Origin of the sequence: Arthrobacter oryzae (assembly GCF_030812315.1) — a bacterium.
GTDB lineage: Bacteria > Actinomycetota > Actinomycetes > Actinomycetales > Micrococcaceae > Arthrobacter > Arthrobacter oryzae_B.
In genome coordinates this window covers 506,738-529,088 of sequence record NZ_JAUSSM010000002.1, presented here as the reverse complement: position 1 = coordinate 529,088, position 22,351 = coordinate 506,738, and the positions used below count along the sequence as shown (strand labels likewise).

At 65.3% G+C, this 22,351-nt stretch carries 25 protein-coding genes; 15 read left to right on the top strand and 10 right to left on the bottom strand.

The genetic code is table 11. The annotated features are described in order from the left end of the window. Positions 1–8 precede the first annotated feature (8 nt). The 3 genes from J2S97_RS05915 to pdxS all read left to right on the top strand — a co-directional run bounded on the left by J2S97_RS05915 (position 9) and on the right by pdxS (position 2,389). Positions 9–599, top strand: coding sequence for an HIT family protein (locus J2S97_RS05915; protein ID WP_104173040.1), 591 nt, complete (start codon positions 9–11; stop codon positions 597–599). Then, the gene (gene pgsA, locus J2S97_RS05910) at positions 592–1,230 is read left to right on the top strand and encodes a phosphatidylinositol phosphate synthase (RefSeq protein WP_307047446.1); all 639 of its coding nucleotides are present in this window, start codon (positions 592–594) and stop codon (positions 1,228–1,230) included. The genes J2S97_RS05915 and pgsA overlap by 8 nt, the downstream gene beginning before the upstream one ends. A 232-nt stretch (positions 1,231–1,462) precedes the next feature. Then, complete coding sequence (gene pdxS / locus J2S97_RS05905; RefSeq protein ID WP_307047444.1) at positions 1,463–2,389, top strand: pyridoxal 5'-phosphate synthase lyase subunit PdxS; 927 nt, start codon at positions 1,463–1,465, stop codon at positions 2,387–2,389. Positions 2,390–2,530: 141 nt separating this feature from the next. Here pdxS and J2S97_RS05900 read toward each other — a convergent pair whose 3' ends face one another. Continuing rightward, positions 2,531–4,543, bottom strand: a complete 2,013-nt coding sequence (locus J2S97_RS05900) for a M3 family metallopeptidase (protein WP_307047442.1) — start codon at positions 4,541–4,543, stop codon at positions 2,531–2,533. Between the two features lie 81 nt (positions 4,544–4,624). Here J2S97_RS05900 and J2S97_RS05895 point away from each other — a divergent pair, with 81 nt between their 5' ends. After that, complete coding sequence (locus J2S97_RS05895) at positions 4,625–5,899, top strand: CapA family protein (RefSeq protein ID WP_307047440.1); 1,275 nt, start codon at positions 4,625–4,627, stop codon at positions 5,897–5,899. 39 nt (positions 5,900–5,938) lie between these two features. Continuing rightward, positions 5,939–6,139 (top strand): hypothetical protein, encoded by a 201-nt coding sequence (locus J2S97_RS05890; RefSeq protein WP_307047438.1) that lies wholly within the window; start codon positions 5,939–5,941, stop codon positions 6,137–6,139. A 173-nt stretch (positions 6,140–6,312) separates the two neighbouring features. On the opposite strand, the gene J2S97_RS05885 is transcribed toward J2S97_RS05890, so the two are convergent. After that, a complete protein-coding gene (locus J2S97_RS05885; protein WP_307047436.1) occupies positions 6,313–6,657 on the bottom strand; it encodes a PadR family transcriptional regulator in 345 nt (114 codons plus the stop codon). Positions 6,658–7,280: 623 nt separating this feature from the next. Here J2S97_RS05885 and J2S97_RS05880 point away from each other — a divergent pair. Next, positions 7,281–7,640, top strand: coding sequence for a hypothetical protein (locus J2S97_RS05880; RefSeq protein WP_307047434.1), 360 nt, complete (start codon positions 7,281–7,283; stop codon positions 7,638–7,640). Positions 7,641–7,664: 24 nt separating this feature from the next. Here the strand turns inward: J2S97_RS05880 and J2S97_RS05875 are convergent, their stop codons facing one another. Beyond that, on the bottom strand, positions 7,665–8,366 hold the full coding sequence (locus J2S97_RS05875; protein ID WP_307047432.1) for an alpha/beta fold hydrolase: 702 nt from the start codon (positions 8,364–8,366) through the stop codon (positions 7,665–7,667). A 98-nt stretch (positions 8,367–8,464) separates the two neighbouring features. Here J2S97_RS05875 and J2S97_RS05870 point away from each other — a divergent pair, with 98 nt between their 5' ends. Beyond that, positions 8,465–8,920, top strand: coding sequence for a hypothetical protein (locus tag J2S97_RS05870; RefSeq protein ID WP_307047430.1), 456 nt, complete (start codon positions 8,465–8,467; stop codon positions 8,918–8,920). 42 nt (positions 8,921–8,962) lie between these two features. Here the strand turns inward: J2S97_RS05870 and J2S97_RS05865 are convergent, their stop codons facing one another. The 7 genes from J2S97_RS05865 to J2S97_RS05835 all read right to left on the bottom strand — a co-directional run bounded on the left by J2S97_RS05865 (position 8,963) and on the right by J2S97_RS05835 (position 14,768). Further along, entirely contained in the window at positions 8,963–9,388 is a 426-nt protein-coding gene (locus tag J2S97_RS05865; protein WP_307047429.1) for a protein-tyrosine phosphatase family protein, read from the bottom strand. A 137-nt stretch (positions 9,389–9,525) separates the two neighbouring features. Continuing rightward, positions 9,526–9,879: a hypothetical protein gene (locus tag J2S97_RS05860; RefSeq protein ID WP_307047427.1), complete on the bottom strand. Its 354-nt coding sequence runs from the start codon at positions 9,877–9,879 to the stop codon at positions 9,526–9,528. Between the two features lie 609 nt (positions 9,880–10,488). Further along, the gene (locus J2S97_RS05855) at positions 10,489–10,842 is read right to left on the bottom strand and encodes a hypothetical protein (RefSeq protein ID WP_307047425.1); all 354 of its coding nucleotides are present in this window, start codon (positions 10,840–10,842) and stop codon (positions 10,489–10,491) included. Between the two features lie 184 nt (positions 10,843–11,026). Beyond that, positions 11,027–12,010: a S1C family serine protease gene (locus J2S97_RS05850; RefSeq protein WP_307047424.1), complete on the bottom strand. Its 984-nt coding sequence runs from the start codon at positions 12,008–12,010 to the stop codon at positions 11,027–11,029. An 85-nt stretch (positions 12,011–12,095) separates the two neighbouring features. Beyond that, positions 12,096–12,602 (bottom strand): NUDIX domain-containing protein, encoded by a 507-nt coding sequence (locus tag J2S97_RS05845; protein ID WP_307047422.1) that lies wholly within the window; start codon positions 12,600–12,602, stop codon positions 12,096–12,098. Between the two features lie 91 nt (positions 12,603–12,693). Then, positions 12,694–13,482, bottom strand: a complete 789-nt coding sequence (locus J2S97_RS05840) for a type 1 glutamine amidotransferase (RefSeq protein ID WP_307047419.1) — start codon at positions 13,480–13,482, stop codon at positions 12,694–12,696. Next, on the bottom strand, positions 13,479–14,768 hold the full coding sequence (locus tag J2S97_RS05835) for a Mur ligase family protein (protein ID WP_307047417.1): 1,290 nt from the start codon (positions 14,766–14,768) through the stop codon (positions 13,479–13,481). The genes J2S97_RS05840 and J2S97_RS05835 overlap by 4 nt, the downstream gene beginning before the upstream one ends. Before the next feature lie 90 nt (positions 14,769–14,858). Between J2S97_RS05835 and pdxT the strand changes: the two genes are divergently transcribed. The 8 genes from pdxT (at position 14,859) to secF (ending at position 22,294) form a co-directional block, all read left to right on the top strand. After that, on the top strand, positions 14,859–15,569 hold the full coding sequence (gene pdxT, locus J2S97_RS05830; RefSeq protein WP_307047415.1) for a pyridoxal 5'-phosphate synthase glutaminase subunit PdxT: 711 nt from the start codon (positions 14,859–14,861) through the stop codon (positions 15,567–15,569). Positions 15,570–15,572: 3 nt separating this feature from the next. Continuing rightward, positions 15,573–16,328 carry a YebC/PmpR family DNA-binding transcriptional regulator gene (locus tag J2S97_RS05825; protein ID WP_307047413.1) on the top strand — a complete coding sequence of 252 codons (756 nt, stop codon included), beginning with the start codon at positions 15,573–15,575 and terminating at the stop codon, positions 16,326–16,328. 34 nt (positions 16,329–16,362) lie between these two features. After that, positions 16,363–16,941, top strand: a complete 579-nt coding sequence (gene ruvC, locus J2S97_RS05820; RefSeq protein ID WP_307047410.1) for a crossover junction endodeoxyribonuclease RuvC — start codon at positions 16,363–16,365, stop codon at positions 16,939–16,941. Between the two features lie 92 nt (positions 16,942–17,033). Next, a complete protein-coding gene (gene ruvA / locus J2S97_RS05815; RefSeq protein WP_307047408.1) occupies positions 17,034–17,678 on the top strand; it encodes a Holliday junction branch migration protein RuvA in 645 nt (214 codons plus the stop codon). After that, positions 17,671–18,759, top strand: coding sequence for a Holliday junction branch migration DNA helicase RuvB (ruvB, locus tag J2S97_RS05810; RefSeq protein ID WP_307047406.1), 1,089 nt, complete (start codon positions 17,671–17,673; stop codon positions 18,757–18,759). Before ruvA ends, ruvB begins: the two co-directional genes overlap by 8 nt. Before the next feature lie 228 nt (positions 18,760–18,987). Beyond that, positions 18,988–19,398 (top strand): preprotein translocase subunit YajC, encoded by a 411-nt coding sequence (gene yajC, locus J2S97_RS05805; RefSeq protein WP_307047782.1) that lies wholly within the window; start codon positions 18,988–18,990, stop codon positions 19,396–19,398. A 115-nt stretch (positions 19,399–19,513) separates the two neighbouring features. Next, positions 19,514–21,271, top strand: coding sequence for a protein translocase subunit SecD (gene secD / locus J2S97_RS05800; RefSeq protein WP_307047405.1), 1,758 nt, complete (start codon positions 19,514–19,516; stop codon positions 21,269–21,271). After that, a complete protein-coding gene (gene secF, locus J2S97_RS05795) occupies positions 21,272–22,294 on the top strand; it encodes a protein translocase subunit SecF (RefSeq protein ID WP_307047402.1) in 1,023 nt (340 codons plus the stop codon). Positions 22,295–22,351: the final 57 nt, after the last annotated feature.

The following is a 22,351-nucleotide window of genomic DNA, read 5'->3' as shown; positions in this document are numbered from 1 at the left end:
CAAACGACGTGCAGGAGACCACAGGCGCTGGCGGGGGATATCCGGGCGACGGCGAGGCGACCGATGATTTCGGCCTGGCCGGAGTTCCGGACGCTTTCCAGCGCTTGTGGACTCCGCACCGCATGGCCTACATCAAGGGCGGCCAGCATCAGTTCAAGAATGAGGAAGATTGCCCCTTCTGCGTCGCCCCTGCGCGCAGCGACGACGACTCCCTGATCGTGTACCGCGGCCGAACCGCCTACGTGGTGCTGAACCTCTTTCCCTACAACCCGGGACACCTGCTGATCTGTCCCTACCGCCATGTGCCGGACTACACGGACCTGACCGTGGAGGAAACGGCGGAGTTCGCAGCGCTGACGCAGACCTCCATGCGGGTCCTGCGGAAAGTGGCCAATCCCGGCGGCTTCAACCTCGGGATGAACCAGGGCGTTGTCGGCGGCGCGGGAATTGCCGGGCACCTGCACCAGCACGTGGTTCCGCGCTGGGGCGGGGACGGAAACTTCTTCCCCATCATCGCCCAGACAAAAGCCATCACGCAGACGCTCGGTGAGGTCCGCCAGCAGGTCGCCGAGGCCTGGCCCGAGGACGAACGTGCTTAACCGGCACGCCCGGGGGTTCTTCACCGCGCTGTTCTCGCCGCTTGCCCGCTGGCTCCTGAAAATCGGCGTCTCCCCGGATGCCATCACCATCGTGGGCACGGCCGGCGTGGTGGTGGGCGCCCTGGTGTTCTATCCGCTGGGTCAGCTGTGGTGGGGAACCCTGTTCATTACGGCCTTCATCTTTTCCGACGTCCTGGACGGCATCATGGCGCGCCTGCAGGAACGCGGCGGCCGCTGGGGCAACTTCCTGGATTCCACCCTGGACCGGGTTGCCGACGGCGCCCTGTTTGCCGGCCTTGCCATCTGGTACTTCACCGGAGGCGCGGACCGCGCCATCGCCGTCGCCGCCGTCGTGTGCCTGGTGCTTGGCATGGTGGTCTCCTACGCGCGGGCCAAGGCCGAAGCCCTCGGGTTCCAGGCCAACGTGGGCATAGCCGAACGTGCCGAACGGCTGGTTTCGGTGCTCGTGGTGACGGGATTCACCGGGATCGGGCTCCCCAGCATAGTTCTGCTGGTGACGCTGATCCTGCTCGCCGCCGCCAGCCTGGTCACCGTTGTCCAGCGGATCGCCACCGTGCACCGGCAATCACTGGAGGAGCCGAACGGCACGGCTTCGCAGCAGCCTGCCTGAACGGTTTCGGCCCGCTCTGGCCGCCGTCCGGCAGTGCCCGTGGAAACAGGCGGGACCGCCGGGGTAACCCGAATTCAGCAGCGTCGCGGCGTGGGACTAGTATTAGCAGTACCTGGTCATTGGATCCGGTAATCCGGTGTGTGCGCGGCGTGGCTTTCCCGTCTGTGCCGCCGCCTGCGCCGGGACCGAGAGACCGGATCTACGTAACATCTAGCTACCCATAGGGGTTTTTGTGTCTACACCTGATGTAAGCAGCGAAGCCGGCTCGTCCGCCAACAGCGTCACGGGCAGCAACCGCGTGAAGCGCGGCATGGCAGAGATGCTCAAGGGCGGCGTCATCATGGACGTCGTCAACGTCGAACAGGCCCGCATCGCCGAAGACGCCGGTGCCGTGGCCGTCATGGCGCTGGAACGTGTTCCGGCCGATATCCGGGCCCAGGGCGGCGTGTCGCGCATGTCCGATCCGGACATGATCGACAAGATCATCGAAGCCGTGTCCGTACCGGTCATGGCCAAGGCCCGGATCGGCCACTTCGTCGAAGCCCAGGTCCTGCAGTCCCTCGGCGTGGACTACATCGACGAGTCCGAGGTCCTGACCCCGGCCGACTACACCAACCACATCGATAAGTGGAACTTCACCGTTCCGTTCGTGTGCGGTGCCACCAACCTCGGTGAGGCCCTGCGCCGCATCAACGAGGGCGCAGCCATGATCCGGTCCAAGGGCGAGGCCGGCACCGGCGACGTCTCCAACGCCACCACGCACATGCGCCAGATCCGCGCCGAGATCCTCAAGCTCGCCGCCCTGCCCGAGGACGAGCTGTACGTCGCGGCCAAGGAACTGCAGGCACCGTACGACCTGGTCAAGGAAGTTGCCTCCACCGGCAAGCTCCCCGTCGTGCTGTTCACCGCCGGCGGCATCGCCACTCCGGCAGATGCTGCGATGATGATGCAGCTTGGCGCTGACGGCGTGTTCGTCGGCTCGGGCATCTTCAAGTCCGGCAACCCGGCCCAGCGCGCCGCCGCCGTCGTGAAGGCCACCACCTTCTTCGATGACCCCGACGTGATCGCCAAGGCCTCCCGCGGCCTGGGCGAAGCCATGGTCGGCATCAACGTCGACGAAATCCCGCAGCCACACCGCCTCGCCGAGCGCGGCTGGTAACAGCGTCAAAAGCAGTACGACGCCGGCCGGTCACCTTTTCGAGGTGGCCGGCCGCCGTCGTTAACCCAACTAGCTCGCAGTTAACGTCGCGAAAACGGCTTTTCACGACGTTAACTGCCAGTCAGTTGGGAGGGGAGGAAGCTACTCCAGGCCGCGGCGCTTCAGCAACGGCTCCAGTTCCGCGTCGCGGCCCCGGAAGGCGCGGAACGATTCCAGCGGTTCGCGGCTGTTGCCGCGGGAGAGGAGTTCGTTCCGGAAGAAGTCACCGTTGGCCCTGCTGAGTCCGCCGTTTTCCTTGAACCATTCGACGGTGTCCGCGTCGAGGACCTCACTCCAGATGTAGGAGTAGTACCCCGCGGCGTACCCGTCGCCGGCGAAGATGTGCTGGAAATAGCCGGTGCGGTACCGCGGCGGAATCAGGTTGTGTGCCACGCCGGCGGCCGCCAGGGCCTTGGCTTCGAACTCCACGGCGTCCTCCGGGACCCGGGATCCGTCCAGGACGTGCCAGGCAAGGTCGAGGAGCGCCGCGCCCAGGTATTCCGTGGTGCCGAAGCCCTCGCCCCACAGCTGGGATTCGTTGAGCCTGTCCACGATGTCCTGGGGCAGGGGCTCGCCGGTGACATGGTGACGGGCGTAGTTCGCCAGCACCTCGGGCCACATGATCCACATCTCATTGACCTGGGAGGGGTACTCCACGAAGTCCCGCGGGACAGCCGTGCCGGAGAACCGCGGGAAGGCCACGTTGGAAAACAGGCCATGGAGGGCATGCCCGAACTCGTGGAACGCCGTCCGGAGCTCGTCCAGCGTCAGGAGCGTTGGCTCGCCCGCAGGCGGCTTCGAGATGTTGAGGTTGTTGATGACCACCGGCCGCGTCCCCAGGAGCGCCGACTGGTCCACCAGCGAATTCATCCAGGCCCCGCCGCGCTTGGACTCCCGGGCATAGTAATCGCCCAGGAACAGGCCCAGTTCGGATCCGTCCTCGTTACGGACTTCCCAGACCCGGACATCGGGGTGGTAGCCCTTGAGCTCGGGCCGCTCGTGGAAGGTGACGCCGTAGAGGGCCGTGGCGGCGAAGAACACGCCATCGCGCAACACCCGGTCCAGTTCAAAGTAGGGCCGCAGCGCCTGCTCGTCCACGCTGTACCGCTCCCGCCGCACTTTCGCGGAATAGTACGCCCAGTCCCACGCCTCGAGTGGATGGCCTGCCACTTCAGCAAGGGCCGCGGCCTCGGCGTCGGCGTTCCGGACGGCGGCAGGCGCCAGCCGGTTCATCATGGTCTGCACGGCCCCGAAATCGGGTGCCGTCTGACGGTCCACCGTCAGCTCGGCATAGTTGACAAAGCCCAGGAGACGGGCCTTTTCCGCCCGCAGCGCGACCATGGACTTCACCAGGTCGAGGACATCGAGGCTGCCGCCGCTGCTCCCGCGGCTGATGGAGGCCTGGTAGAGGCGGCGCCGGACGTCGCGGTTCTCCAGGGAGGCCATCGCCGGCTGGTTGCTGGGCTGGATCAGCGTCAGCAGGAATTTCCCGCCGTGGCCCGCGGCGCGCGCTGCCTCGGCGGCGCTGGCGATGTCGTCAGCGGGCAATCCGGACAGCTCTGCGGCGTCGTCGAGCAGCAGGGCATTGGTCTTCATGGCCTCCTTCGTGCGCTGGCCGAATTCCGTGCCCAGCCGGGACAGCTCCGCATTGACCGTCCTGAGCCGTTCCTGTCCGGCGTCGTCCAACTGGATGCCGGACTGGCGGAACTCCTTGAGGTACTCCTCCACGAGCCGGGCCGATTCATCGTCGAGGCCGGCGGTGTCCACTTCGGAGAACCGGTCGAACAGCCGCCTGTTCATGTAGATGGCATCCTGGTGGGCGGAGAACTCCGGGGACAGCTCGGTCTCGAGGGCGCGGATGCCGTCCGAGGCATCAGCGGAGACCAGGGTGAAAAACGACGCGGCTGCACGCTGGAGGAGCTGCCCGGCGTGTTCCATGGCCAGTACGGTGTTTTCGAAGCCGGCGGGTTCGGCGTTGTCCACGATCGCCTGGATTTCGGCGAGGTGCTCAGCCAGCCCGGAACGGACCGCTTCGGCGTAGTGATCCTCGCCAATGTCTGCAAACGGGGGGAGCCCGAACGGCAAAGGGCTGGGAGTCAGGAGAGGGTTGGTCATGAAACAACTCTTTCATGTAATCGGGCGGTTCTCAATGGTGATTTCGCGGGATTCGGAGATTGGCCGCCGTAAAATGGCGGCATGGGGGACCTGCGCCAACAACAACAAAAACCGCCCGCCAGGCGGCGCTTCGGGGCACTCGCCGCGGGCTGCGTGATGCTCACTCTGTCGTCGTGCGGCGTGATAGCCGAACAGGGCACCGGTGGGCGGGCAACCGGGGAAACGCCGACGACGGCGGTCTCCGCGCCGCCGTCGTCCACTGCCACCCAGGAGCCGGCCCCTTATCCAAAACCGACGCTGGGCAAAGGCCCCGCCTGCGCCGCGGTCCGGTGCACTTCCGTTCTGGTGACCGGGGACATGCTGGTGCACGCCCAGTTGTGGGACCAGGCCCGCGCCGATGCGGCGGCCCTCGGCAAACCGGGGCTGGACTTCACCCCGCTGCTCGAGGGCCAGCGCGCGTACGTTGACAAGAGCGACCTGGCCATCTGCCACCAGGAGACACCGGTCTCAGGCCCGGACGGCCCCTTCTCGGCGTACCCGTCGTTCAATGTGCCGCCGCAGATCATTGCGGCGTCCCGGAATGTTGGCTACCAGGCCTGCACCACGGCCAGCAACCACACCATCGACCGCGGAACTGACGGACTGGTGCGGACACTCGACGCGCTGGACGCCGCCGGCCTGAAGCACACCGGGTCCTACCGGACCGAGGCCGACTCGCAGGGCATCCTGATCCTGCAGACGGAAGCCGCCAGGATTGCGGTCATTGAGGCCACCTATGGCCTGAACGGTCAATACCCGGAGTACGCCTGGCAGGTGGACATGCTGGACGCGCCGGCAATGATTGCCAAGGCCAGGAAGGCAAGGGCGCTCGGCGCGGACATTGTGCTCGGCGTGATGCATGCCGGGGACGAATACGCCCGCGCGCCCAATGCCCAGCAGCAGGACACGGCCCATGCCCTGGTGGACAGCGGCGAGTTCACCATGGTCTACGGCCACCACACCCACTCCGTACTGCCCATCGAGAACTACAAAGGGACATGGATTGTGTACGGGCTGGGCAACGGCGTCACGGAACTTTCCCCCTGGTATGTGGTGAACAACGAGGGGCTGCTGGTCCGGGCACAGTTCAGCCAGGATGCGGCCGGCAAATGGGCGGCTTCGGATCTGGCATGGGTGCCGTCAGTGATCGTCCGCGATCCGTACCGATGGTGTTCGGTGGCGGCCGACGCGCCGCAGGGGCCGTGCGCCGGCGCGGAAGCCGATGCGGCCACGCGGCTGAGGACCAGGACCGTGGTCGAATCCATGGGCGCGGCCGGAGCAGGTGCCCGGGAACTGATCATTTCCGAAGAGCGCTGACACGGCGGCCGGGGAAGCTGCCGGGCCCGCGTCACCTGTGTGAGCGTGGAACCGGCCGAAGGTAGTCGGCAAGAAGCCGGCAAGGACACCGCCCAATCCCAGGACGAGAGCCGGCAGCAACTCCAGCGGGCCGACGAAGTCGCGGATGTCCACGCCCATGAATGGCAGGATGACAAGGCCGACGGCCACATAGGCCACGGCAAGTGCCGCGCCGACGGTGGCGATCATCGCTCCACGTGACCGCTGTTTCGCCTTTGGGAACTGTGTCGCGTACTCCTTGGCTGGCCCGAATTCGTCTTCGGCGGCCGAGCCCGTCGCCGACTCGTGGGCGCGAACTTCGTCGAGCGTTTCGGATACCTCCTCCTCCGAGAGACCCCTTATTCGGAGGTTGAAGGCCAACTCGCGGTTGTAGCTCATTGTCGTTCCTGTCTGTTCGCTCGAATTCCGGCCAGCGACTCGTCCATTTGCCGCCAGGCGGCCGCCGCGCGCTGCAACTCGACGCGGCCTTGTTCGGTAAGTGAAAACTGCTTGCGTGCGGGGCCGGCTTCCACGTGTTGCCACTCGTATTCGACCAGTCCCTGATCCTCCAGCCGCTTCAGGAGCGGGTAAAGAGTGCCGCCCTTGCTTCGTGCGAACCCGTGGGACTTGAGGAATTCGATGATGGCGTAGCCATGGCTTTCCCCGTTGCTGAGGACGGCGAGCACGGCGTGGGGGAGGGCTGCCCTGTTCAGTTCCTGCTGCCAATCGATCTCACCCATAAATAGATCGCACTACTTAGGTAGGGAATCAACCAGTGCTGCTCCGACGTCGGCCCTGGGGGGGCGTGGCACTCACCGTCGCGGGCCGTGACGTCCGTCGTGGGGGCAACCTACAGACGCATAATCCAACGAAGCTGGTTCGCGGACGACGACGACCAGACCCTGAGCAGGCAGAGGTCTTGCAGGCCGCAATTACGGCTGACCTTTAATGGCAGTTTCCGGCCATGCAGGTCCACGTGCAGAGGATGGACTACGCCAGCAACGGTGACCCCTTCGCAACGGTGTAGCTCGCTGCAGCCGGTATCGCCGGCGTCGTCCTCCTCCTGGGTGCCGCCGGGATGCTGAACATCTCCGTGGTAACAGTGCGGTACAGGGTGTGCGAGATCGGCATCCGGCGGAGTTTCGGGGCGACGTCCCGGTACTTAGAAGTCCCGGCACTTAAAACCGGATGGCGTCGATCACCTTGACCCGGACGGCCACCGTTGCGGGGGGTCGCACCGGTGAGCGCACCCGCGAGCACCGCCGAGCCAAGGCCGAGCATCGCCGCTTCAAGCGGAAACGCCGGATATTCGCAGATCCTCCCCCAAGGAGTTTCCCGCTTCCGGGCCTCCTATAATTCTGGCATGACAGAAGCTTCGGACAACGTTGACCGTTTTTTCGACCGCTATGCAGCCGCGCTGCTGGCGCGGGACGCCAAGGCGATCGCGGGAATGTATGCCGTTCCCTCGCTCATTCTGTTTCCCGGCCAGTCCGTCCCGGTCACTGACGCCGGCCAGACCGAAGCGTTCTTCGCCTCGTCGTGGGGCCAGTATGAGGGTGTGGACTCCGTGGAAAAGAGAATTGACATCATGGCCGTAGCACCCGGATTTGTCTGGGCAGATGTCACCTGGACTTTTGCCGGTGAGCTCCGGGAGCGTTTTTGCTATCAGCTCGCCGAAAAAGCGGGCGGCTACCAGATCGCTGTCCTCACCCCTCTCGCGTAGCACCCAACTGCCGGCGGGCGGCGTTTACTGGCGGTCGACGGCGGCGAGGATCGCCGTGCCGAGGTCGGCCGGCCTCGTGAACTGGGGCCAGTGTCCCGTGGGCAGGTCTACGTACTCCACGTCGCGGATGCGCGCGAGCTCCGCCACATAAGGATGCCCGGCGTCGATCCATTCCTTCAGCACAGCAGAGGGGAACTCGCAGGCGATCACGGTGGCCGGAACGCCGTAGCGGCGCTCATCGTGAAGGCGCTGGGGGTCGTAGGCCACGCCCTTCGGCTCAGGGACGGCGCGCGCCCTGAACATGGCACGCAACCCGTCATCCAGGTCCGTAAGATCGGCGTCTTCAAAGCCCTCCCACGGCGGAAGCGGTACCTCGTCGCCTTCCGCTGGAAGTTCATCGTTAATCACACCGCCCTCGCCCAGCGGGCCGCTGTCCACGTAGATTGCTCGCGCAACGCGGTCCGGCCGGGCATCAACGGCACCGTGGATGATGGCGCCGCCCCCGGAATGCCCGACAAGGACCACCGGCTGGTCGGCGCTATCGACCGCCGCCACGACGGCGTTGATGTGGTCGCGCAGACCGATGCCGGCCCGCGGCGCGTCCCGGGCTTCGAGGCCGGGCAGCGTGAGCGGAACCGCGCGATGCCCCGCGGCGAGCAGCGGAGGTGTGACGTCAGACCATGACGAGGCGTCCAACCAGAACCCGGGAACCAGGATGATGTCCATGGAGGTACCCTACTCCGGAGGGCCGTCGAAAATACCCCTCCCTGAGAGGCATGTTGCCAGGCCTGTCCCGGACTCCTTACCCGGCAGTAAGATCGGGCATGAAAAAGCTACGGTACTCAGCGAAGATCAACGCACCGGTCGGCGACGTATGGACCACCATGCTGTCCGACTCGACATACCGAAAGTGGACAAGTGCTTTCAACCAGGGTTCCTACTTCCAAGGCGACTGGGCAAAGGGCAGCGAGATCCGGTTCCTCGGACCGGATGACGAGGGTTCGCTAGGCGGCATGATTGCAGTCGTGGAGGAGAACAGGCCCGGGGAGTTTATTTCGCTGCGCTATGTGGGGCAGATTGTCAACGGAGCAGACGACACCACCAGCGATGAAGCGAAGAAGTTTATCGGGACACACGAGAACTACTCGTTCAGCGAAGACGCAGGGGTCACAACCGTGGACGTTGTGCTCGACAGCGAGGACGATTTTGCCGCCATGTTTGATGAAGCCTGGCCGGTAGCCCTCGCCAAACTCAAGGAAATCACCGAGGAACACCGCTAGTTTCCAAGGCCTTCCGCGGTGCCGTCTCAGCGCAGTGCGTTCTCAGCGCGGGCGCATGACGTACCACCGCTGCCACGGCGTCTCGACCGCCCGCGGGTGGTAGTGCGCCCGAACAAAGGAAACAGCCTGCCGCGCAGGAACTCCGTCCAGAACGGCGATGCAGGCAAGGGCTGTGCCGGTCCTGCCCCGGCCGCCCGCGCAGGCGATTTCGACGCGCTGGTATGCGGCCCGCAGCCAGGCCTCCTTCAGGGCGTCCATGGCCTCGCCCTCATTTGCCGGCAGCCGGAAGTCCGGCCAGCGCACCCATCGCTGCTCCCAGTCAACCCGGGGCGGGGCCGTGCCCAGAAGGTAGACGGCGAATTCCGGGCTGGGACCGGCCGGAAGGGGCCGACCCAGTGCGCGGCCGCGGATGAGGCGACCGGAAGGGAGCTCAAGGACGCCCGCCGCTCCTGGATCCCAGTTGTTCATGCTTTGACCCTGCCACCGCATCGCTGGCAGGGGAAGTGCGAGCCTGACACAAGCTCGCCTGACACAAGAGAGGGGCGTCGCTTAACAGCGGGCCCCTCCCTTGTCGCCTCAGACCGGTCGGTCAGGCGTCTGACGGCCTAGTGGTACTCGTAGTGGTCGCGGTCGTGGCGCCGGTCACGATCGCAGTCGCTGTGCCAGTACCAGTGACCGTGGTGGTAATGCCAGTGGCCGTGCTTCGCACACCACTTGCGGTGGTCACGGTCCCGCTTGTCACGGTCCCGCTTGTCGCGGTCCCGCTTGTCGCGGTCGCTGCGGTCACGGTCACGGTCACGGTCCCTATTGTCCGTGTAGCTCTGGTAATTCTCGGCCGAAATCGTGACGGTCTTCAGACCCGTGTCCGCTGCTGCTGGTCCGGCCGCAATGGCCGTCCCTCCGACGCCTAGTCCTGCGGCCAGCACAGTGGATGCGAGCATGCCCATTGACCTCTTCATGAGATCTTCCCATCTTTTGTTCATTCCCAGGTGATGTCCACAGGCTGCGACGGGGCCGGGCATCCGGGTTGGATTCCGGTATCTCCTTGAAGGGCGGGCGAGCCGTCCGTTTGGTCATAGGCCTGCGGTGGTCGGTTCCCCAACATTTTCACGGCCATGCGGCGCAATTTTCGGCGCCTGAGCAGTCCCGATCCCGGGCTGAAGGCGCAGAACCCTGCGAAATCCGCAGAGCCCGGCCGTGATTGGAAAACCGCCGTCCCCTGTGCGAGTGAAGCAACGCGAATCCTGCGTTCAGGGAACGGTGTTTAGATATCTGGGCACCCCCGTGCCTACCCCAATACCCACAGTTTCGGTTCAGGACGGTGATCCCGGAACCGGACTGTAGCGCTGGAACAGCACCCGTCCGGCACTTCAATGTGTCCGGAGGTGTGTTCACCAATAACGATAGCTGGGCGGCTGCAATCAGGATAGGACTAGGGGTTTATTACACCGGAAAATGCGGTATCCTCCTGCCGGGACGTGTCGCCGGCATGCCTTTCGGGGGTTTGTGTGCATTTCGCCTGGGAGGGCGTGTTCCGGGCTGAACGGGCCCGGGATCATGCGGTTATGTTACGGCGTGACGGTGAGGATCCGGACCGGCTGGGCGCAGGATGCCCGGGTCAATTCACCGGCCTGACCGGACCCGCCCGCCCTGTTGTTCCGGCCGGTATCGTCGCACCAGTCAATGTTGTAGGGCATGGCGGTCACCGTTGCCGGTCCGGCCGCCGAGTTCACTGGAACGATGAACGTATATGTAAACCCGCCGGCGTCGTTCATCGGGGACGTTGCGTCCAATACCTTTGCGCCCGCCGCGTCCGTCACTGTCACATGAATGCGGGCATGCTCGCCGTAGCGTGGATCGCAGTCGGCGTCCGGCGCCGTGACATTCACGTTCTGGCCCAACTGTGCGCGCTCGGGTGTCACCGTGTAAGCGGGCGGGAAACACGGGGGCGCGTCGAAGGGTCCCGGCCGCGAACATGCGGGGAGCCCGGCAAGGAGAAGCACGGTGCACGCCGGTATAACGGCTGGAAGGACATGCCTTCCGCCGTGCACCTCACGTCGGGGATCACGGACCACAGATTCATTGTTGCCGATTTGGGGTGGAGAGTTATTGGTTTTCCGTCATTTCCTGGGGGATGGCCACCACATGCAGCTCCGTGCCGTCACGCAGTGCGGAAATTTCCAGCGGCGCTCCGATTGCCTCCGAGAAAAGCAGCTTCTGGAGGCTCTCCGCGTTCGAAACGGACTTGCGCCCCACGCTCAGCAGGACGTCTCCGGCGCGGAGGCCCGCCCGTTCGGCCGGCGATTGCGGAAGGACCTCGACGACGAGCAGTCCGTCGCGGTGGCCGGTACGGACAACCGAGCTGACCGGAAGCTGAACGGGAGTGTTGACGAGTCCCAGGTAGGCACGCCGGACGCGCCCGTCCGAGAGGAGGGATGCGATGATCCGCCGCGAGGTGGCGTTGATCGGAACGGCCAGCCCCAAGCCCGCACCGGCGACCGCGGTGTTGATGCCCACGATACGGCCGTGGGCGTCCGCCAGGGCCCCTCCGGAGCTGCCGGCGTTCAGCGCGGCGTCGGTCTGGATGACGTCCTCGATTACACGGCGGTTGCGTCCGGACCATACCGGGATTGAGCGGCCCAGGCCGCTGACCACACCTGCCGTCACAGAGCCGGAGAGACCCAGCGGATTTCCGACGGCGATGACCAGCTGCCCGACCTTGAGGAGTTCGGCATCGCCGAATTCGGCCGGCGGCGCCGTGGGTGCCTTGCCATGGACAATGGCAAGGTCCGACAGGCGGTCGGCGCCCACCACCTCCACAGCGGTCCGCGAACCGTCGGCGAACACCGCATGGCCCTTTCCTGCCGCGCCCACCACATGGGCATTGGTTACCAGGTACCCGTCCGACGTGAACAGGACAGCTGAGCCGGCGCCCACGCGGAACCTGCCGTTGCGTCCGTTGCCGGTCATTTCGATGGCGGCCACGTGCGGGGTGACAGTTTCCGCCACGCGGATGACCGTTGCCGAATAGGAATCCAGCGGGTCTTCGGCCGCATTGGTGCCGCTGACGCCGTCACTGAGTTTGACCATGGTAAGCCTCCCTGGAGTGGTGCTTACCAATGTCAACGACTGCGCGGGCGGACCTAGTCCTGCCGGGGCTACGCCGTCAGTGAAATCAGTGGTGCTGCAGGAGCTCGCGCCTAAGCCCGGGCCACGAGGTGGCGAAGGCCGGGTGCAGGTCCTTGTCTTCCACGGCGTTGGCCGGTATCCACTTCAGGTCGATGCTCTCGGGGTCGTTGATGACGGGTTCGAAGGATTCAACCACGCGCACGGCCACCGTGGTGTATGACCAATACCCGACGTCGAATACCGACGTGAAGAGGATACGGACCTTCTCCGGCGGGACGGCGGCTTCCTCGTGGGCTTCGCGCAGGGCGCCCGTGATGGCGTCTTCCCCTTCGTGCAAGGCTCCGCCGGGAAGGCCCCAGGTTCCGCCGTGATGACTCCATGTGGCCCGGTGCTGCAGCAGGATGCCTTTGGTCGGGTCTTGTACCAGGAGGCCCGCAGATCCGAACCGGCCCCAGAATTTACCCAGCTCGCCCTCCACCCAGGCGTCGCCGGGATTGCGTGGCCCTGACGGACGGCGGAGGTGTTCCGGGAGGCCGGCGGCTGCAGTGTCCATGGAAATAGTCTGCCACGGCCTATTCGCTGGCCGGTCGCAATCCGTCACAGGGGAGACTGGGTCCGGCGTGTCCCCCGGAATCGGACAGGACCTAGCGGGGCCGCCGCGCCGCGTGTTCGCGCGCCAGCACCGAGTAGCGGTCGTCCGGAGCCCCGGGGCTGAAGCTGCCGTACTTGCGTTCGACGGCGGTGCGGATCAGGAAGTCGGCAATGGCCGGATTCTTGGGCAGCAGGGAACCGTGGAGGTAGCTCGCCACGATGTTCCGGTAGCGGGCCCCTTCCTTGCCGTCGCTGCTGTTGTTGCCCGTGCCCTTGGGGGTGGTGCCGAGCGGCTTGACGCCCGGGCCGAGGGTTGTCTGCCCGCTGTGGTTTTCGTAGCCAAGGACGTCCCCGAACTCGGTCGAGGACACCGTGACATTGCCGATCAGGCGTTCGTCGGTTCCGTGCGTTTCGACATCCAGCACACCGATGCCCGGAATGACCGAGCCGGTCCGGGTCTTGAAGAACCGGCCGAAGAGCTGGTACATCCCGCAGATCAGGAGCATGGGGGTTCCGTCTTCTGCCAGCTCCTTCAACGTCGATTCCCGGGAAAGCAGATCGTCCTGGATGACCAGCTGTCCGCTGTCCTGTCCGCCGCCGCCGACGATGAGGTCAACGTCGGCCGGGAACGCATCGCCCACGTTGTACTCGAGGAGCTCGGGCGTGTAGCCGTGCCAGCGGAGCCGCTGCTGGAGCACCAGGGCGTTGCCCCAGTCACCGTAGATGTTCATGTCCCGGGGGTACAGCTGCAGGACCCTGATGGTGCCCTTGCTGGCTGTGTCCGGACTGACTGTTTCCGGGCCGCCTGCGGCGGATTCGCCGTCTTGGGATACCGGGGTCATGAGACCACCTCCACAGTGGTGATTTTGGACAGTTCGCGGCGGATGGCGAGCATGGCCGTGTACGTGCAGAATACGCGTTTGGGTTTGTCCTTGGCGCCTTGGATGAACGCAGCCAGCGCCGGCGTGATGTCCGGGTCGACGGCGCCAATGGCGACGCCGTCGTATTGCAGCCGCAACGCCATGTCGTAGGCCCGGGAGCCGGTCAGCTGGTCCACGCCGCCTTCGCGCAGCGAATCGAATTCGACGTCCCAGAGCCAGGACATGTCCCGGCCGTCGGCGTAGTTGTCATTGATCGCGACCATGGTGGCGTAGCCGCCGGCGGAAAATGACTTCAGGCCCAGCCGGAAACCGCTGGGGTTCTTGACCAGCACGAGGTCCAGCGGCAGCCCGTCAACCACCAGGCTTTCACCGCGGCCGAAAGCGGGCGCAACCTCTGACAGGGCTTTGAGCAGGCCGTCGTGGTCGGTGGGCGTAGTGCCGTTACCGGCGATGCTGCGCGCCAGGACCAAGGCAGCGGCCGCGTTGAAGATGTTGTACACGCCGCGGAGCTTCATCCCGGTGGTGACCGTGGCGCCGTCGTACTCAAAGTCGGCGTCGGCCGTCCCCACCCGGCGAAGCACGACGTCGGCGTGCGGCTTTTCGGGCAACGCCGGCACCGGGCTGCCGGGACCGGACCGCAGGTCGTCGTCGTTCGGAAAGGTGCTCAGCAGCGAGTCGTCCAGGCCGAAGTATCGGACCTGGGGTCCGTCCAGGGTGTCGGCAATCCGGGCGACGCGCGGATCCTCCCGGTTCAGGACAACAGTGCCGGTGGTTTTGGAAGCGATGTGCTGCAGAAGCTGGGCGGTCTTGTCGATTTCGCCGAAGCGGTCCAGCTGGTCGCGGAGGACATTGAGCAGCAGGCTATAGCGCGGCGGAACTCGGTTGACGAAGTGCACGGCGTGCGCCTCATCAAGCTCCAACACGGCAATGTCCGCGTCCAGGCGGCCCCGCCAGTCGACGTCGCCCAGCAGGGCTGCCGCGACACCGCGGGTGAAGTTGCTGCCGGTGCGGTTCGTGAACACCTTCAGCCCCTGGCTTTCCAGCAGTTCCACAACCATCTTGGTGGTGGTGGTCTTACCGTTGGTCCCGCTGACGACGGCGACCCCCAGCGGAAGCGTGGACAGTGTCCGCTGCATGAATTCGGGGTCGATTTTCTCGACCACAAGACCGGGGAAGGCAGAGCCTCCGCCTCTGAGCCGGGAGACCCGGCGGACGAGCTTGCCGAGCGGAACGCTGAAGTAAAGCATGCTCTGAATATATCCCAGCCGAGGCATGGAACCGGGCCGGAGGGGCCGTTCCGGCACTCTTTCGCGTGCGGGGAGCACTATGCTGTTTGGATGACCAACCCCCCTTCCACGGACTATTCCCGCGCGGGTACGGGCCTGCGAATCGGTGTCCTGGCGCTCCAGGGTGACTTCCGGGAGCACCTGCGCGCCGCTGAAGCAATGGGCGCCACGGGCATCGGCATCCGGCGCCCGTCCGAACTCGATGGCATCGACGGCCTCATCATTCCCGGCGGCGAATCCACCGCCATCGACAAGCTTGCACGGGCCTTCGAGGTGGCGGATCCGCTGCGCAAGCTCATCGCCGACGGGCTGCCCGTGTACGGCTCCTGCGCAGGCATGATCCTGCTCGCCGATGAGATTGCGGACCCGGCCACGGACCTGGCAGGCAACCCCCAGCAGACGTTCGGCGGACTGGACATCACCGTCCGCCGCAACGCCTTCGGCCGCCAGCGGGAATCCTTTGAGACCGACCTTGAATTCAAGGGACTGGGCTTCAGCGATACCGGCTCCGGTGTAGCCCCGGTCCACGCGGTCTTCATCCGCGGCCCCTGGGTGGAACGTGTGGGGCCCGGCGTGGAGGTCCTGGCGCAGGTGGAACCCGCGGACCCGGAGCATGCCTCGCATGCTGCCGTGCTGCAGGGGACGGCTAGAATTGTTGCAGTGCGTTCAGGCCACCTGCTGGCCACCTCATTCCACCCGGAAGTGACGGGGGAGAAGCGCGTGCACGAACTGTTTATTCGAATGATCAGAGGAGAAGCGTAAAGCATGTCAGGCCACTCCAAATGGGCGACGACCAAGCACAAGAAGGCCATCCTTGATAGCCGCCGGGCAAAGTCGTTCGCCAAACTGATCAAGAACATCGAAGTCGCGGCCCGGATGGGCGGCCCGGACCTGGCCGGCAACCCGAGCCTGGAACTCGCGGTGACCAAGGCGAAGAAGACCTCGGTCCCCGCCGACAACATTGACCGTGCCATCAAGCGCGGCGCAGGCCTTACCGGCGAAGTCGTGGACTACACGGAGATCATGTACGAATGCCGTGGCCCGCAGGGCTCGGCGCTGCTGATCGAGTGCCTTACGGACAACAAGAACCGTGCCGCTTCCGAGGTCCGCCTCGCCATTTCCCGCAACGGCGGGACCATCGCCGATCCCGGATCCGTCAGCTACCTCTTTTCCCGCAAGGGCGTTGTCACCCTCCCCAAGAACGGGCTGAGCGAGGACGACGTCCTGATGGCGGTGCTCGAAGCCGGTGCCGAAGAAGTCAAGGACAACGGCGACACGTTCGAAATCCACTCGGATCCGAAGGATCTCCAGGCCATCCGCGATGCGCTCAAGGACGCCGGGATCGAATACGACACCGACGAAGCCGAGTTCGTCCCCTCCATGGAGGTTCCGCTCGACCTGGACGCTGCCAAGAAGTTCATGAAGCTGGTGGACGCCCTGGAAGACCTTGATGACGTCCAGAACGTCTACAGCAACGCGGACCTCAGCGACGAAGTGCAGGCCGCACTGGAAGCCGAGTGATCCGGCAACCCTGCAGTGACATTGAGGCCCGGCCTTGACCCTCAGAGTATTGGGAGTCGACCCGGGCCTCACCCGTTGCGGCATCGGCGTCGTGGACGTCGAAAAGAACCGGCGCGCCACCTTGGTGGCCGTCGGAGTGGTGGGCACGTCGCCGGATGAGAGCCTGGACCAGCGCCTGCTCCTCATCGCCACGTCCATCGATGACTGGCTGGACCGTTACGAACCCCATGTCCTCGCTGTGGAGCGGGTGTTCTCCCAGCTGAACGTCAGCACCGTGATGGGCGTCGCGCAGGCGTCCGGCGTGGTGATCGCAGCCGCCGCCCGCCGCGGGATACCGGTGGCCTTGCACACGCCGTCGGAAGTCAAGGCCGCCGTCACGGGCAGCGGAACGTCCAATAAGGAAGCCGTCACGAAGCTCGTCACCAAGATCCTCCGCCTGGACGCCCCGCCGCGTCCGGCTGACGCCGCCGACGCCCTGGCGCTGGCCATCACGCATGCGTGGCGGGCGGGCAGTGGAGCTGCCATCGCTACCACAGCCCCTGGCAGCCTCTCGCTGACGCCTGCACAGCGGGCTTGGGCCGAGGCGGAGGCCAAGGCGCGCCGTGCACGGTGAATGTCCGGGCTCCTTGCTAGGGTATTCGTAGATATGTTCGGATAGCCGGTTTCATTCCGGCTGTAATTTCGCTGTAACCCAGGAGCCCGGCCTTGATCAGTTTTCTCCGCGGAACCGTAGCGCACGTCGGGTTGTCCTCCGCCGTGATCGACCTCAACGGTGCCGGCATGAGCGTGAACGCTACACCCCAAACCCTCAGCGGGTTGCGCGTCGGCGAAGAGGGCAAGCTCTTCACTTCCCTGATAGTGCGTGAGGATTCCCTAACGCTGTTCGGATTCTCCAGCGATGACGAGCGCGAGGTCTTCGACATCCTGCTCAGCGTGAGCGGCGTGGGCCCACGCCTTGCGCTGGCGGTGCTGGCCGTCCATGATCCCGAGGCGATCCGCGTTGCCGCGCATACCGGGGATGGCAAGGCCTTCACCAAGGTCCCCGGCATCGGCCCCAAAGTCGCCGGCAGGATTGTCCTGGAGCTCGCCGGGAAACTGGTGCCGCACGGGACCGGTCCAACAGCGGCGCCTGCAGCATCCGCTCCGGCTCCTTGGAAGCCGCAGGTGGTGGCGGCCATGACCAGCCTCGGCTGGTCCGAAAAGGACGCCGCGTCCAGCATCGACAAAGCCCTCTCGGATTCCCCCGAATTGGAAGCCGACGGCCAGGTGGCCGAAATTCTCCGGGCCACCCTGCGCTGGCTCGGCCAGGACGGCGCCCGCGCCGGCAACAGGGTAGGCAGCCGTGGCTGAGCCCACCCTTGTCGGCGGGGGAGAGGAGCCGGAGGAACGCGTCATCGAGGCGGCCCTCCGTCCCAAGAACCTGCACGACTTCGTGGGCCAGCACCGCGTCCGCAAGCAACTGTCGCTGGTGCTCGAAGCCTCGCGGATGCGCGGGCGCAGTGCTGACCACGTGCTGCTCTCCGGCCCGCCGGGCCTTGGCAAGACCACCTTGTCCATGATCATCGCTGCCGAGATGAACGCCCCGCTGCGGATCAGCAGCGGCCCGGCCATCCAGCATGCCGGGGACCTTGCCGCCATCCTTTCCTCGCTGTCGGAAGGGGAGGTCCTGTTCCTGGACGAGATCCACCGCATGTCCCGGCCCGCGGAGGAAATGCTGTACATGGCCATGGAGGACTTCCGCGTGGACATCGTGGTGGGTAAAGGCGCCGGTGCCACCGCGATTCCCCTGGAACTGCCTCCGTTCACGCTCGTGGGGGCAACCACCCGCGCCGGCCTCCTTCCCGGCCCGCTCCGGGACAGGTTCGGCTTTACGGGCCATCTGGAGTTCTACTCCGTCGAGGAACTGGAACTCGTCCTGAGGCGTTCTGCCGGCCTCCTTGACCTCAAGGTGAATTCGGCAGGGTTCAGCGAAATCGCCGGCCGGTCCAGGGGCACGCCCCGAATTGCCAACCGCCTGCTTCGCCGCGTCCGCGACTGGGCGCTGGTCCACGGCATCGAACAGATCGATTCCCGCGCAGCCTCGGCCGCGCTGGACATGTATGAGGTGGATAAGCGGGGCCTTGACCGGCTGGACCGCGCCGTCCTCGAGGCGCTGATCACCAAATTTGGCGGCGGCCCGGTGGGGCTTTCCACACTGGCCATTGCCGTGGGCGAGGAACCCGAAACCGTGGAAACCGTCGCCGAGCCCTATCTGGTCCGCGAGGGGTTGCTGGGGCGGACCCCGCGCGGCCGGATCGCCATGGCTCCGGCCTGGACGCACCTGGGTTACGCGGTTCCGGACGGGGTGTTCGGCCAGGAGACGCTGGCGCTGTTCGAACCGGATGACCTCGGCCGGGAGCCCGTGGCGGAGTGGCTTCCGAACAGCCAATAGCAGCGTCCGGCTGACTTTCCCTTTAGACTGGGATGAACGCTCGGCACGTTCGGGTCTTTGTTTCTGTGGGCGGCTCCGGCCGCCGTCGGCTGGGGGTTTTCTGCCAGATGGGCCGAAACGAAGCCGACGTTGCTGTAAATCAGCTATGTAAGTACAGAACGGAAACTTCCTGTGTTCGGACACATTACTGCCCAGGCCCAGCCGCAGGCCGGCGGCGGCATCGACATCATGACCATCCTGCTCTTCGTGATGCTCGGACTCTTCATCTTCATGATGTTCCGCCGCAACAAGAAGACCCAGCAGCAGCAGGCCACGCTGCAGTCCCAGTTCGCACCGGGCGTGGAGGTCATGACGAGCTTCGGACTCTACGGCCGCATCGTCTCCATCGATGAGGACGAGAACAAGGTTCTCCTCGAACTTTCCCCCGGCAACCTCGCCACAGTGCACCGCCAGGCCGTCACCAAGATCGTCGAGCCGGCCGTTGCTCCCGAAGAGCCCACCGTCGTTCCCGACGACGCCTCTTCCCTGACCGGGCAGGACGAGACCCCGGCCGACGCAGTGAACCGCACCGACACCGTCAACGAGACGCCGGAAGAATCGCTGAAGCGTCTGAACGACGAAGGCAAGAAAGACAGCTAGTCTGGCGTTCCCGCCGAGTCCCGCTAAGTAGAATTTAAAGACGGCCGCGGGCTGCCGCCGGTGTGTGAGTCCAGCTCACCCCGGCGGCTCCTCCGTAATCAATAGAAAGATCACAATGGCACGTACTGGCCCCAAAAACTCAGCACTCAGGGTGCTGGTCTGGCTCGGCGTAATCCTCGCCGTCATGACTGCCGTCCTCGCGGGCGGCACCGTCGCCGGCCAGGCCAGCTGGGCACCCAAGCTTGCGCTTGACCTGGAAGGCGGAACCCAGATGATCCTGGCGCCGAAGGTCGAGGGCGGTTCGGACATCAACGAGGACCAGCTGAACCAGGCCGTTGCGATCATTCGCCAGCGCGTGGACGGCTCGGGCGTCGCGGAAGCCGAGATCAGCACGCAGTCCGGCCGCAACGTCGTTGTGAGCCTGCCGGGTACACCTTCCAAGGAGACCCGCGCCCTCATCCAGGCCTCGGCCGACATGAACTTCCGGCCCGTGCTCCAGGCCGGCGCCGGAGCGGCCGTTCCCACCGAATCCCTGACGCCGGATGACCAGCTGCCCAAGCCGACAGCTGAACCGACCAACAGCAGCGACATCAACTGGGTCACCCCGGAGGTGTACAAGAAGTTCGAGACCCTGGACTGCGACAACCCCTCGCAGGACAAGCAGGAGCGCTCGGACCCGGCCAAGCCGCTGGTGACGTGTGAGCCGGCAACGGAAACGTCCCCGGCCATCAAGTACATTCTGGGTCCGGTGGAAGTCAAGGGCTCCAACATCAAGTCCTCGTCCTTCCAGCTGCAGCAGGGTGCACAGGGTGCTGTCACCAACGAGTGGGCTGTGAACATCCAGTTCGACGAGCAGGGAACCGCCAAGTTCAAGGAAGTCACTGAACGGCTGTACCAGTTCTTCGTTGCGGCCGGCGGTGAGACGGGCTCTGATCCGAAGGCCCAGTTCGCCATTGTCCTCGATGACCAGGTCATCTCAGCGCCGAGGTCCCTCGCAGTGATCACGGACGGCCGTCCGCAGATCACGGGCGGGTTCACCGAGGAGTCCGCGAAGGCCCTCTCCGACCAGCTGCGGTTCGGTGCCCTTCCCATCAGCTTCGACATCCAGAGCGAACAGCAGATTTCAGCAACACTGGGCGGCGAGCAGCTCAAGATGGGTCTGCTCGCAGGCGTCATCGGCCTGCTCCTGGTGGTGGTCTACTCCCTCTTCCAATACCGGGCGCTGGGACTTGTCACCATTTTCTCGCTCGTAGTGGCCGGTGCGCTGACGTACCTCGCGATTGCCATCCTGGGCTGGACCGAAAACTATCGCCTGTCACTCGCCGGCGTGGCCGGCCTCATCGTGGCCATCGGCCAGACGGCAGACTCGTTCATCGTCTACTTCGAACGAATCCGTGATGAATTGCGGGAAGGCCGCGGGCTCGTCTCCGCCGTGGAGAACGGCTGGAAGCGTGCCAAGCGCACCGTCCTGGCGTCCAAGGCAGTCAACCTGCTGGCAGCCCTGGTGCTCTACTTCGTCGCCGTGGGCAACGTGCGCGGCTTCGCGTTCACTCTTGGTTTGACGGCCATCGCCGACCTCATCGTCGTGTTCATGTTCACCCACCCGACGCTGCGGCTCCTGGCCCGCACCAAGTTCTTCGGCGAGGGCCACAGGTTCTCCGGCCTTGACCCGAAGCGCCTCGGCGCAGTGCCTCTGTACCGTGGCGCGGGCAGGCTCCGCACGCCGGATGAGAAGCCTTCCGTGGTGCGTGCCAAGAACACCGGCGCAGCTGCTGAAGCCGAGCGCCGGATGACCATCGCGGAACGCCGCCTGGCGGAAAAGCAGGAGCAGCTTGCCGGTTCCTCCAAAAGCACGTCCAAGGAGGGCAAGTAAATGACCACGAATTTTGCCACGTTCGGCAATGAGCTGTACACGGGCAAGCGCTCGTACAACTTCGTCGCATCCAAGAAAATCTGGTTCCTGATCGCCGCCGTCGCCGTGGCGCTGTCCATCCTCCTGCCGGTGGCCAAGGGCGGATTCAACCTTGGCATCGAGTTCCGGGGCGGGTCCGAGTTCACGGTTTCCAACGTCAAGACCACGGACGCGGTGCTCGGCGAGAAGGCCGTCACAGACGTGGTGGAGGGCAGCATTCCGCGTGTAGCCAACGTTGCCGGCACCACCATGCGGATCCAGACGGACAAGCTCACGGACGACGAGACGCTCCGGATCAAGGAGGGCCTTACCACCGCCTACGGTGTCACGGACAACGAGGTGACGTCCACGTTCGTCGGACCCACCTGGGGTGCGGACGTCACCAAGCAGGCGCTGCTGGGGCTGGTGATCTTTGTCGTCATTGCGGCAGTCCTGATGGCGCTGTACTTCAGGACCTGGAAGATGTCGCTTTCGGCACTCGTCGGCATGCTGGTGACCATGTTTGTCACAGCCGGCGTCTACGCCCTCAGCGACTTCGAGGTCACGCCGTCGGCGATTATCGGCTTCCTGACCGTCCTTAGCTACTCGCTGTACGACACCGTGGTGGTGTTCGACAAGATCCGCGAAAACACGGCAGACATTGATGCCTCCACGCGCCGCACTTTTGCGGAGGAGGTCAACCTTGCCGTCAACCAGACGCTGGTCCGCTCCATCAACACCATGATGGTGGCCATCCTCCCCGTGGGTGCCATCCTGTTCATCGGAGCCGGCCTCCTGGGCGCCGGTACCCTGCGGGACCTTTCGCTGGCCCTGTTCGTGGGCATCCTGATCGGCACCGCCGCGACCATTTTCATCGCAGCCCCGCTCTACGCCTGGTTGCGGCAGGGCGAACCGCTGCTGGTCAAGCAGGCCGAGCGCGTTGAACGCCGCCGTGTAGAGGTTGCTGCGAAGGCAGCGGCCGCGCCGGAGTCGGCGCCAGCCTGAGGTTTGCGTCCCTGAAGGGCCGGGCGCCGTCATTCGTGACGGTGTCCGGCCCTTCGC